The sequence below is a fragment of the Raoultibacter massiliensis genome (assembly GCF_900199545.1).
In the GTDB taxonomy this organism is placed as follows: domain Bacteria; phylum Actinomycetota; class Coriobacteriia; order Coriobacteriales; family Eggerthellaceae; genus Raoultibacter; species Raoultibacter massiliensis.
In genome coordinates this window covers 392,111-404,874 of the sequence record NZ_LT962671.1, presented here as the reverse complement: position 1 = coordinate 404,874, position 12,764 = coordinate 392,111, and the positions used below count along the sequence as shown (strand labels likewise).

Here is a 12,764-nt window from a genome sequence, read left to right as displayed (position 1 = left end):
ACCCGCCCATTATACCGATTCCGTCATTCGCTCAAAATTCCGTTGTCGACGACCACCCTTCCCGCACGCATGACAAGGGCGATATCGCGCGTGTTTTCAATGTCATCTAAAGGATCGCTGCCGAGAACGACCAAGTCGGCGAGCTTCCCGGCTTCCACCGTACCGTAAAGCGCATCCCGCTGCAGAATCTTCGCATTCCCGCCCGTGCACGCAGAAACAGCCTGCAGCGGCGTCATGCCGCACCCCACGAGCTCCCGCATTTCGCGGTGCAGCGATTCGCCGTATGCAACGAACGGGATGCCCGCATCGGTTCCCACCCCGATGCGAACGCCCGCCTGGATCATCTTGGATACGGCTCTGCGCGCCGCGGGGGCAACGGGAGGCGCCCCGTTTGCGAAACCGTGCTCCTCGTGCTCTGCGGTAGCTACGATGGTCGGCGTCACGCAAACCCCGTGCTCGACCAGTTTGGCGAGAAGCTCCTCGCCGATCTCCTGATCCGGGTCCGTGCACACATTGCAGACGTGCTCGACGGTATCGACCCCGGCATCGACTGCTCTGCCCATGTCGCACAGGTCGTCAATGTGGCACATGACACGCTTGCCAGCTTCATGGGCGAAGCGAACCACAAGGCGGAGCTGCTCGTCAGTCAAAGAGGGCACGGTCGTATCGTCGGGATAGCGCAGCTTGTCGTCGTCCCCGCAAAACACCTTCACCATATCGACCCCCTCGCTTACGGCTCGTCGCACCGAAGCCCCGATGCGGTCCGCTCCATCCCCCTCGTGGATGAGCACGCAGGCATTCTGCATGATGGCGGGGTCGTTCATGTACACGGTGCTCAGCGGATGCCCTTCGTACGCCTGGACGAAACGACCCGGGGCGACGATATGAGGAGCGCGCACGGCGCCCGCCTCCACCTCATCGCGAAACTCAAGGATCTCGGGCGTCCAATCGCCCCCGGAGCGAACCGCCGTTACGCCCCAAGCCAGCAATCGGGCTATGTTGTACGAATAGTCCCAAGTAAAATGCCGACCGTGGTTGCCCATGCGGTCATCAAGGGAGTCCGATCCGCCGAGATGCAGATGGGCATCGATGAATCCGGGCAGCAACGTCTTCCCTCGCAAATCGACGACAACGGATCCAACGGGAACATCGACGTCGGCTCCTGCGGCGATTATCGACCCGCCTTGGATCAAAACGGTAGAGCACGGCCGGGGATCCCTCCCGGTGCCATCGATCAAATTCGCATGTACGAACGCAAGCATGGGAACCATCCTTTCATAGCGCATGGTAACCGAAGAAGCTGCAACCCGACGCCTAATCGGGCTGCAGCTCTCGAAGAACACAATATGGAAGCTCGGCTGCGCTTACGCCGCAACGATGGGCAGCAGCATGCCGCCGATGAAATACAGCACCAAAACCTCGACGAGCACGTACACCACCGAACTCAGCCAGCCCGCTTTCGTAAGCTCCGAGGTCGTGTAATAGCCCTCGCTGTACGAAACCATCATGGGCGGACTCAGAGGAAGCAAGAAGCTGCCCGCCGTAACCGATGCCATCAGCATGGCGAAAATAGCCGGAGAAATGCCCGATGCAACGCAGAAGCCCATGACCGGAGGTACGAACAGGGCGCAAAGCGCCGGCGCCGCGGGAACGACCGTATGGACCAGGTAGGCGACCGCCATGATGATAATGAGCGCAAGCAGCGTGTTGATGCCCATGATTCCGCTATTCAGGAACAGGTTGACCATATAGGCCGCAGCACCCGTCGAAGCTGCGGCGTTCGCCATACACATGACGCCGCCGACCATGAGGACAACGCCCCAGCCCTCCGCATCCTGGAATTCTTTCCAGTTGAGGATGTCGATGCCGGGAACAAACGCAACAGCCAGCATGATCATGATGACGTTCACGTTCGAAAGGACGGGAACCCAGTTGCCTGCAACGAAGCCCGCGATGAGCACGATCATGTAAACGAGCGACTTCTTATCCAGAGCGGTCATGGGCGCATCGTCCTTGTCGGCGACAAGCGCCGCTTCTTCGGGCGAAAGATCCTCGGGCGGGAACACCTTGCACAGGATTACCCACAAAACGGGAATCATGATGACGGCGATGATGAGGCCGGGGATGACCCACTCGAAGAATCCGATGGTGACGCCATACGCGGAGGTAAGCAATCCAGCGCACAGGATGTTGAGCGAGTGGCCGAACGGCGTGATGAAGCCGCCGATGATGGCCGCAAACGCAATGCCTATCGCCAAGCAGCGCCCGAGATTCTTCTTCTTTTCCTTTGCGTTGATCGCGTTGAGGAACGGCAGCGCAAGCGCCATGCCCACGGCAACCGCGCCGGTATCGGTCATGAACATGGACACGATGGCCGTAGCGATCATGTATGCCAAAACAACAGACTTCGACTTGGTGCCCGCCTTCGACACGAGCCCGCGCACCAAGCGGCGGCCAAGCGTCGTCTTGATCATAATGGCTGTCATCACGAACACGCCGAAGATGAACCACACGGTCGAGGCGGTAAACCCGCTCCACGCCGTCGCGAAATCAGGCACAACGCCGAGCACCACGAGCAAAATGGCACCCAGAAGACCGGTCACGCCCACCGGCAGCGTATCGAAAATCCAAAACACCACGGCGAACAGCAGGATGCCCAGCGACATGATGGCCTCGTGGGAGAGTTCTTCGTTTCCCGGGATCATCATCGCCGCAACCAAAACGACGATTCCGAGCACAAAACCAACGAGGCGCTTGGTCAGGCCCTTCTTTGCTGTACCCGCTGGCACAGCCGCTTCTTTACTCATAATTCCCCTTCCAATCTCAGTGAACAGATGCCTTGACGAATTCCTTTCCCAATCACTCCTTTTCCTTCTTCTCATCCTGCAACGATTTCTTTTTACGCGGAGGTGCAAACACACCCGAAAGCATCTTCATGGGCGTCAGATCGAGCGTTCGAGCCAGACGATCGTCCTCGTCTTTTGGCGATATGCCGAAGTATTCCCGAGCCTCGGCCATGGTCTGCTTGATGCTCGTCGAGGATTCGGCTTCGCCTTCCCCTTCGTGCCGCTTGAAGCGCAGGTAGCTCGCGCCCAAAACGACCACCACGGCCAGACCGATCGCATACGTGATAATTTGCTGATCCATACCTTTTTCCTTTCGGTTGCGCCCGCTACAGCGGGATCGCCTGGACAAGCCCCATAACGTCGCAGACGAGAAACGACCAGCACACCGTTACGAACACGAAGATGGCCGCCGAAAGCCAACCGCCTTTGGCGACTTCACCGAACTTGTAATAGCCCTGATCGTAGGTGATCACGATGGTTGGATTCAGCGGCACGAGGAAGCTGCCCGCCGTAATCGACGCCACGACGAATACCGGTATGACAGTGGGCACGCCAACCGTTTGCGCCCACAGCAGCAAGGGCGGCAAGAACAGCAGGCAGAGCGCCGGCGCAACCGGGCAGAACGTATGGATGATGTACATCACGTATCCCACGATAAGCAGCACGAGGAACGGATGTATTTCCAAAACACCGCTGTTCAAGAACAGGGTTGCAATGAAATCGGTACCGCCCGTGGACGACACGGCGTTGCCCAGGCACATGACGGTTCCGAAGAACAAAAACACGTTCCAACCTGCAATATCCTGAAACTCGCGCCACGACATGAGGTCCATGCCCGGCAAGAACAGCAGCGCCACACCCACCATCGCGACGATCGTGGTATTCAGCGCGCCGATCCAGTTGCCGGCAATCCACAGGATGGGCAGCAAAACGACAACGCAGATGGATTTCCTGTCCTTTGCGGTCCATGCGCCGCACGAAGCGGTGTTCGCCTCGATGACGCCCTTCTTGTCGGCGATGCTTTCGGGAGGGAAAACCCGCGTCAGAAGCCACCAGGTAACGGGCAGCATCACGGCGAAGATGGGAATGCCGACGAGCATCCATCCAAGAAAGCTCACCGTCTCCCCTACGGTCGACTCCATGATGCCGATGCCGAGGATGTTGAGCGAATGGCCGCACGGCAAGGCGAACCCGCCGAGAACGCCGGCGAACGCAACGCCCAGCATGAGGCACTTGCCCAGATTCGAAGAGCCGGGCTTCGCATCGACCGCCTTCAGCAAGGGAAGCGCCATGCTCATGCCAAGCACGACCGCCCCCGTATCGGTCATGAAAAACGAGGCGACCGCCGTTCCCAGCATGAAGGCGAACACGAGCTTGCGGGAGTTCGCGCCCGCCCATCCGATCAGCGCACGCGTAAGCCTGAGGCCCAACGTGCTCTTCTGCATGATGGCAGTCATGCAGAACACGCAGAGGATGAACCAGGTAGTGGCGGATGTGAACCCCGATAGGGCTTCGGTCAACGAAGGAACGACGCCGAGAAAAACCAGCAAAACAATGCCGACGAGCCCGACGACGCCCTGCGGCATCGTGCCGCAAAACCACATGGCAACCGAAGCCAGCAACACGCCGATCGCCATGACGCCCTCGCGAGAAAGGCTCTCGGTGCCGGGAACAAGGCAAGAGGAGACGACGATGAGCGCGGCAAGCACCGCTCCGATAACGCGTTTGAGGGGAAACGATCCTTTCGGCTGCAAATGACCCGTTGCAGCCGCCGCCCCGTCGCTTTCCCTAGGCAGGGAAAGCCCGTCGATAGGCGATGCGGCAGATTTCTGCCGATCGGTTTCTTGAATAAGCGCAGACACCAAACCACCCCCATAGCTCAATACCGTTCGCATTGTGGAATCCGGATGCATCTTCAACCGGCGCGACACCCCACCGCCGCACGACATCGCATAGACGGCAGCACTACCGTTTGCCGCGATCCCGAAACCTCGCCATTGCCGTTGCGAGCATTGTATGGGCGACGGCGATCGGGTGGCGTATCACAAAAAACATGGGCTATTCCAAAAAGGAAAGCTAATCAGCCGAACCGATTTCGGCTGCCGATACGACGGAAGGGATCGACACATGAAAAGCGAGCCGCAGGTGACGGAAGGACCGGCTATTCCATTCTGGAATCGGGGATGGCAATGCATGCCGAAATGGCTCGAAACCGTAAAGCGAGCCGCCATGCAAGGGATGCGAATCCAAAAGCGGCCCGCATCGCCATGCGGGCCGCCGAGACAGGCGCGAAAAGACCGTGCGCGCTACACCAAACTGCCGCCGCAGCTCGAACCCGAACCCGCTGCGCAGCTGTAACAGATGGGGTTCGTCCTGATCTGGCGTGCGCCGAATGCGCCGCACGCCAGATCGGCGACGGTTGCCGCACGCCCATCGAGCAGAAGGGGAAGCCCCAGTACGTGATTGCACTCGCAATCGTACAGCGTGCCATCCACATCGACGTTCACCTGGTCGAGGCACATCATGCGCGTCACGGCGAGGGCGTTGAAGCTATCAGCCAAAAGACCGAGGTATTCGTCGAACATGCCCGCTTCCATGAGGTCGGCGGCAAAGCGGCCGAGCGCGTAGTTGTTGAACGCGAGCAAGCCGTCGAACTCGATGCTCTGCTCGCGGGAAAGCACTTCCTTGTACGCTTCTTCCACAAGCTCCTGCGGGGGCGGCAGGAACGGCCCCGCCACGTTGTAGACGATGTCGAGCGGCAACTCTCCTGTGCGCCCGTAGCCCAGCTCGTTCAGGCGCCTGATCGTGCGCACTGCCTTTTCGAACGCGCCGCGACCGCGTTGGGCGTCGGTGCCGTCGCCGTTGTAGAACGGAAGCGATATCACCACGCGCGAGCGCGTTTCGGCGAACGCATCCATGAGGCGCTCGTATTCGGGCTTGCACAAAAGCGTCGCGTTCGTGCGCACGATGGTGCTGCCGAGTTTCGCCCCCTCGCGCAGAAACCACTCGAAATCGGGATTGTACTCGGGAGATCCGCCGGTGATATCGAGCACCTTGAACCCGCCTGCGGAAAACGCGCTCAGGCACGCCTCCATGGTCGAGCGCGACATGCTCTCGGTGCGAGTCGGGCCGCACTCGAGGTAGCAATGCCTGCAAGCGAGGTTGCATGCATAGCAGATGTTCACCTGCATAGTCGAGGGCGCCTCGCGGGCGCGCAGCAGCGATGGCTCGCCAACCCGCTCGTCGAACGGGGTTATGCCGCATCGTTCGCATGCGCGTTCGAGCAGCGCAAGATCGACCTTCTTCGCACCCTTCCGTACCTCAAGCGCTTCCTGCGCGCGCGGCGTATCGAACCTCCCTCGGTGCTTGCCCGCCCGCGTTATCTCGAATGCAACGCCATAGCGGGACTGTTCGAGCATACGAGCCGTGTTTCCGCTGATAGCCCGCGGCTTACCCTTGATGAACCGCGTATCGGCATCGAAATCGAAGTAGCGCGGCGTCTCGGGTATCGCGCCGGTGTAGATCGCGCTCTGCCCGAAGTCCTCTTCGCCGTCCTCAAGGCCCGTCGCTTTGATCGCCCGCACCGTACGCGACGTGAACCCGATGAACCCGAGCTTGGTCTCGAGCGCGAAATCGCCTACACGGATGTCGTCGACGACCGTGAACGCGTAGCGCTCCCACCCGTGCGACGCCATCATGCGGCGAAAGTCCTCAAGGTACAGCGCCCCGCCCAGGCATTCCCCGCGAAGCACAGGATCGTCGCGCAGCGCTTCGGGGATGCGTCGGTCGGAGAACACATCGGAGAAGAACAGCTCGCCGCCGGGTTTGAGTACCCGGTATATCTCGGAAAACACGAGATCCTTGAACGGCGAGAGGTTGATGACGCAGTTCGACACGACCACATCGACGCTTTCGTCGGCGATGCCGAGCGAGGCGAGATCCTCGATGTAACCGCACTTGAGTTCGACGTTCGATGAGGAAAACCCGAATCGCTTCGCCTGTTCTTCGCGATAGCGCTCGGCGACTTCAAGCTGCTCGGGCGTCATATCGACGCCGATCACGCGCCCGTTTTCGCCGACGAGTTTGGATATGACGTACACATCGCGCCCGGTGCCGCAACCAAGGTCGAGCACCGTTGCGCCTTCGAGCGCAGGCGGTATGGGCGACCCGCATCCGTAAAAGCGCTCGACGATCTCGTCGGCGACAAGCCCCATGACGTCGAGCACGTACTTGGGCGGCGCATCGGTTGCGCAGCAGCACGCGTCGGTTTTAAGGTCGTCAGACCCGCCGAGCACGCGCCCGTAGTACTCGCGCACCTGATCGTGCACCGTTGTAGCCTCATTCATGCCGTCAGCTCCCTTTCGTATTCGAGCGCAACCCCGGCGCAGCGGGTCAGCGAGAGGCGCGACCCCCGTTGCCGCGGCCTTCATCCATCATGCCGAAGCATTCGGTGAACAGCACGTGGCACGCAAGACCGTGCTTTTCCTCGATCGCCTTGATCGCTTCATCCACAATGGCGGCCATCGTCTCGGATTCGCAAACCGCCCGCGCGTTCACGACGATGGACATCGCGGTGTATTCGTGCTCGAGCTTGCGCTCGTACTCGATGTCGTAATCGACGCCCACCAGCGACGCCTTGACGAAATCATCGCCCTCGCCCGCCGCAAACAGCTTCAGATGGGGAACGTTGCGCTTCGCCTCGATGAGCCCGTCGCGAATGGCCTCCATGAAATCATCGACCACGCCGTTGAAGTCGATATTGGCCTCGTCGGTTCTCTTAGCGAAGAAACGACGGTTGTACCAGCACATCTTCTCTTCAGCCGCTAAGAATTCGGGGGTGCCGTATCCGATTTCGCGGTGCTCGGCCGCCGCCTCGTGCGCCATGAGGTAATCGACCACGGCCGCAACGCCGTCGTTCGTCTTCGCAGACATGGTCATCACCGGGATGTCGGGATAGGCGGTCTTGATGAAATCGACATCGGCGGCAAGCTCCTCTGCCGAGAGCATATCGATCTTGTTCAGCACGATGAGATCGGCCTCGGCCATCTGCGCGTCAAGCAAGAACCGCATCTCTTCGGGCAGGTTGATGGTTGCCCGCTCGGGCAGGATCATGCGCAAGCGCTCGGGATCGACGACGCAGGTGAACGGCATGAGGTCGAATTCCCCTGGATACTCGTCTTTCAGCTTCAGATACACATGATCAAGAGCCCCGATGCCGCAGCCGGGAATATCAGACATGATCACGTCGGCTCCGCCGTCGGCAAGTCGGTTGAGCTTGTCGACGAGGTTCTCCGTCTGATAGCAGATGCAGTCGCCCGTGATCTCGGTAATCGACAGGTCGGTCGTTGCCGTGTAGTCGGCATCGACGAGGTTTTTGGCACCGAGATCGTTTGCAATGATCGCCGATTTACCGTGTTTTTCGTTGATGCAGCGGGAAAACGCGATCATCGAAGTGGTTTTGCCTGCGCCGAGAAACCCGCTTACTACCATGAATCTTGCTTTTGCCATACTCGCTTCCTCCTGGTTCGACACCCTCGGGTGCGGCATCGTTTATGCCCTATCGTACGCTATCGATTGCAACCTTCGATGTATTCCATGGTCAACGGCACCTTTGTGCCGTCGCCTTTGCACAGGTGGGTGAAGCCCGCCTCGAAGAGCACGCGGCGGCTCGCATCCATGTCGAGGCCGCGGCTTGCGGAAGTATCCTCCGCCGTATCGCGAGGGTTCACGCCCGTTTCCGCCGAAATGAGGTTCGCACCCGAAAGATACCCCGCCTCGCAGGGCTCGTGGATGCCGATCCACGGCAGCGTTTCCATATCGAGCAGGGCGAGGCACTGCACCGATACGATCTGGGAGAGCGTGAAGTGGTTGATCTCGCCCTTGTCGGCAAACGGCGTGCCGGGAACCGCAATGCGCTTCATCGAGCCGGTCTGTATGGAGTGGAAACGTTTGGTGAGGAACATCTTTTCAACAAGCTGTTCGGGCGTGTGCTCGGGCCCGATCGGCTCGACGGCATCGAGGATCGCAAGACCCGCCCTGCGCGCGTTTTCCATCGTTTGGAAGCGAGCTTCGGGATCGAGCTTCGTGTGCTCGCCTTCGCCGAGGCGGCAGATATGGTAGACGCCCGATGCTCCCGCCTCTTTCATCTTGCAGAAATCCTCGTAGCTCGTATCGCCCACGTTGGTGTAGATGTTCGTCTCGGCAGGTGCGTGTTCGCGGGCCAGCTTCAACACATGAAGGTAGTATTCGAGATCGTATTCGTGCATGGTCATAAGCCACAGGCCGTACAGATCACCGTCCTTGCAAAAGCCATCGATCTTCTCGACGATCGTCTCGTCGTCAAGACGCATTGCCTCGAAGCCGGTCGTGCTTGCGGCAAACGAGCAGAAATCGCAATCGGCCGTACACGGGGAGCACTCCACTCCGATCTGGCCGAAGATAACCGCTGTGTTATCAGTGCGGGCGCGCACGATGCTCGCAGCCGCCGCCCGCACCGCAAACGCCTCGGGCGAAGCCTCGCCGAACCCGAGCAGATAGACGCACTCCTCTTCGGTCGCCGCTTCCCCCGCATACGCCTTTGCCACTATTTCAGCAACTCTTTTGTCCAATTCCATGCGCTCACCGATCCTCGTCTGTCGTCTTGATTTCATAAGACCATATACTATAATTGTGAAATGCCACTATAGGACATAATCTATTAACGAATCAAGCGCTCGGTTGCATTTTTCATCCGACCGACATCGACGCGGCAGATTCTGCTACCCTTGAATGCGGACGGTACGCGATGCCGCCCATAGATGCCGCAAGGGAGGAACCATGCCGCACGAAATGCGCGATTCGTCGTTTCAGTTCATGGAGCGTCTCGCAGAAGAGGGGTTCGGCTACGCAGGAGCATACCTCGAGCAAACCTGTCGCTGCAAAGCGCTCGTAATCGGTCCCGACCGTGAGTTGCTCTACCCCGCTGCAGCCGATGCGACTGGCCCCACGGGAAATCCAGCCGAAGCGGCCGAATCCGAGCCAGGCGAAAAGCGCTATCGCTTCGATGCGCGGAGCAACCGGCTTACCTACTTCATTCCTCTCGGCCGCGCATTCGCATCGATCGTGCTCGCACCCGTAAAGGAGGCTGCAGTCGAACAAACCGTTTCGGTCCTCGACGAAGTGAGCGCTCCGCTCACCTACCATCTGGCAAGCTATCTCTCGTCGCAGCGCATGATCAGAGCCATGAGAGACGATGCCTCCGCCAAGCTTTTCGAAAACGGCGCGCAAGGGCTGGCCGACTACCTTGCAACCCGCCAGCTGCAAATCGACGAAACCGGATCCTTCTTCATCACAATCACGCGGATCGGCGGCGGAGACCAGCACTACGATTGGGCATCGACCTCCGAATCGGTACGGCAGTACCTGCGTGAACAGCACGCCTCCGACGTTATCGACATCGGCATCGACGAGGGGTTCATCCACATCTTCCCCAGCGACTACGCCGTCGATGACGAAGGCCGCAAGATGCCCCACCGACACTTTTACGACCTCGCCTACCACAAGGCCGTCCACGACCGTTACAACGGCATCGTCACCTCGATCGGCATCGGCCGCAGCTACCCGTTCCCCCAGCTCGGTACGAGCCTGCGGGAGGCGAAGGAAGCGCTCGAGCTCGGATGGCTGCTCGGCAAGGAGGATGACATCATCCGCTATGCGCAGCTCGGCATCTTCGCCATCCTGCTCGACACCGACCACGAAGCGCTTCGACGCTACTGCAAGCAGACCCTCAAACCCGTGATCGACTTCGAAGCGGCGCACGGCACCCCGCTCATGAATACGCTCAGGCTCATGCTCGATCATTCATTTCGATGGACCGACGTATCGAAGCTTCTGTTCATCCACGTGAACACGCTTCGCTACCGCATGGACAAAATAGCCGAACTGCTCGATTCGGATTTCTCGGAGCAAGCCGTGCGCGCGAACTTCTTCATCATCGTCAAACTGTACGATTTGCTGAGCAGCGAACAGGCCGATGCGTGACCGTGCGGCACACGTGGGAGATACGTCATAAATCGCCTGGTCGATCTCTTGTTTTGTAGGATCGCACAAACAAGACCAGCGTTCGCTACACTAGTTCTTCGCCGGCGATCATCGTAAGGTCTTCCCATGCAGCGGTCGAACAGCTCGACCGCAAAAAGCAAGGGAGGAGCACCATCATGGAAAACAAGGAAAACAACCAGCGTACGTCTCTTTCGCGCCGCAGCTTTTTGCAAGGGACGGGCATCGGCGTAGCGAGCTTCGCCGCTTTGGGCCTGCTCGGCGGGTGCGCTCCGGGAGCGCAAGGCGAAAGCGCCGGAGCCGACGCGAACCAGCAGCCGCAAACGGGCAACGCCGACGCGAGTGGCGAACTGGTTAAAACCTGGACGGTTGAAAACGCACCCGAGCCCATCGCCGACGCCGACATCGTCGAGACGATCGATGCCGACGTAGTCATCGTCGGAGCGGGTACGGCGGGTATCACCGCAGCGCTCACAGCCGTGCAGGCAGGCGCGAGCGTCGCCATTCTGCAAAACGAATCGGTGTTCATCAGCCATGGCTGGAGCACCGGTGCGGTCAATTCGAAATACCAAGCCTCGATCGGCGTCGAATACGACGTGGCCGAAGTGCAGGCGAACTACGCTAAGCTCAACGGCGGCAAAGCCGATGAGCGCGTGCTCAAGATATTCATGGACAACAGCGGAGAAACCGTTGACTGGCTCATGGCCGAAACCGACGGCATCGTCGAATTCCAGGGCATGATGGGCGAGCCGCCCTTCGCTCATGCCTGGGTGGGCCAGCAGACCGCCATGCTCGAAGCCATCCTCGACAAAGCCGTCGAGGGCGGCGCCCAGGTCTACTACAACACCGAGGGCGTGCAGCTCGTCAAGGAAGGCGATCGCGTGACCGGCGTCATCGGCAACCGCACAAAGGGAGATCCCAAAGGATACGTCAAGTTCAATGCGGGAAAGGGCGTGCTGCTCGCCACAGGCGACTACGGCAACGATCCCGAAATGGTCAAGGCGTTCGCACCGTTTTGCGTCGACCTTCCCAACACATACTTCCCCGCCTCGAACACCGGCGGCGGACACAAGATGGCCATGTGGGCGGGGGCCTCGATCGACAAGCCGGCCCACGCGCCGATGATCCATTTCGATCCGAGCCCGTTGCCCGAAGGCGACGCGCCGTTTTCGGGAACCCCTTGGCTTGCCGTCAACAAGCTCGGGCAGCGCTTCCAAAACGAGGACACCGACTACCCTTACATCGTCAACCAATGCATCCTGCAACCCGAAAGCACCCGGTTCCAGGTAACCGACGCCGACTACAACCAGCATTGGAATGATTTCGGCGGCGATTTCATGCGCTGGACCGTTTCGGGCGACAACCAAGCGGAATGGGACGATGCGCTCGAGCGCGGAGCCATCATGAAAGCCGATTCCCTCGAGGAGCTCGCCGGCATGATGGGCGTGCCGAAAGACGACTTCCTCAAAACGGTCGAGCGCTACAACGCCCTCGTCGACAAAGGCGAAGACGAGGACTTCGGCAAGAACCCCGACTACCTTAAGATCTCGAAGATCGAGAAAGCGCCCTTCTACGCCATCAAACGCGTCCCCGGCGTGCTGACCATCCTCGGCGGCCTCCACGTGAACCAGGGGCTCCAAGTACTTGACCTCGAAGAGCAGCCGATCGAAGGCTTGTATGCGGCGGGCAACGTGTCGGGCAACTTCTTCGGCAACGACTATCCGCTCTGGCTCGGTGCCGCAAGCTGCGGACGCGCTGTAACCTTCGGACGCTATGCCGCAAAGAGCATGATGGGGTAAGCGTCGCACCGCGCAGCTTTAGGAAGAAGGCCGTCGGCGCCAGCCCGGCGGCCTTCTTCCCGGTTTTGCCCGCTGTGCGGCC

At 59.9% G+C, this 12,764-nt stretch carries 9 protein-coding genes; 2 read left to right on the top strand and 7 right to left on the bottom strand.

All coding sequences use genetic code 11. From position 1 onward, the window contains the following. Positions 1-23: 23 nt before the first annotated feature. From C1719_RS05820 to C1719_RS05790, 7 genes are all read right to left on the bottom strand, one after another. Positions 24-1,262, bottom strand: a complete 1,239-nt coding sequence (locus C1719_RS05820; RefSeq protein WP_180963492.1) for an amidohydrolase family protein — start codon at positions 1,260-1,262, stop codon at positions 24-26. Positions 1,263-1,364: 102 nt separating this feature from the next. After that, positions 1,365-2,807, bottom strand: coding sequence for an SLC13 family permease (locus C1719_RS05815; protein WP_180963491.1), 1,443 nt, complete (start codon positions 2,805-2,807; stop codon positions 1,365-1,367). A gap of 52 nt (positions 2,808-2,859) precedes the next feature. After that, entirely contained in the window at positions 2,860-3,147 is a 288-nt protein-coding gene (locus C1719_RS05810) for a hypothetical protein (RefSeq protein WP_102374259.1), read from the bottom strand. 25 nt (positions 3,148-3,172) lie between these two features. Next, on the bottom strand, positions 3,173-4,741 hold the full coding sequence (locus C1719_RS05805) for an SLC13 family permease (RefSeq protein WP_180963490.1): 1,569 nt from the start codon (positions 4,739-4,741) through the stop codon (positions 3,173-3,175). Between the two features lie 411 nt (positions 4,742-5,152). Further along, positions 5,153-7,192 carry an arsenosugar biosynthesis radical SAM (seleno)protein ArsS gene (arsS, locus tag C1719_RS05800; RefSeq protein WP_102374257.1) on the bottom strand — a complete coding sequence of 680 codons (2,040 nt, stop codon included), beginning with the start codon at positions 7,190-7,192 and terminating at the stop codon, positions 5,153-5,155. Between the two features lie 46 nt (positions 7,193-7,238). After that, positions 7,239-8,354 (bottom strand): GTP-binding protein, encoded by a 1,116-nt coding sequence (locus tag C1719_RS05795; protein ID WP_102374256.1) that lies wholly within the window; start codon positions 8,352-8,354, stop codon positions 7,239-7,241. 59 nt (positions 8,355-8,413) lie between these two features. Continuing rightward, complete coding sequence (locus C1719_RS05790; protein WP_102374255.1) at positions 8,414-9,460, bottom strand: hypothetical protein; 1,047 nt, start codon at positions 9,458-9,460, stop codon at positions 8,414-8,416. A 202-nt stretch (positions 9,461-9,662) separates the two neighbouring features. On the opposite strand from C1719_RS05790, the gene C1719_RS05785 reads away from it, so the two are divergent. Both C1719_RS05785 and C1719_RS05780 read left to right on the top strand, forming a co-directional pair. Continuing rightward, positions 9,663-10,865, top strand: coding sequence for a PucR family transcriptional regulator (locus C1719_RS05785; RefSeq protein WP_180963489.1), 1,203 nt, complete (start codon positions 9,663-9,665; stop codon positions 10,863-10,865). A gap of 176 nt (positions 10,866-11,041) precedes the next feature. After that, positions 11,042-12,682: an FAD-dependent oxidoreductase gene (locus C1719_RS05780; RefSeq protein WP_102374253.1), complete on the top strand. Its 1,641-nt coding sequence runs from the start codon at positions 11,042-11,044 to the stop codon at positions 12,680-12,682. The last annotated feature ends 82 nt before the right edge of the window (positions 12,683-12,764 follow it).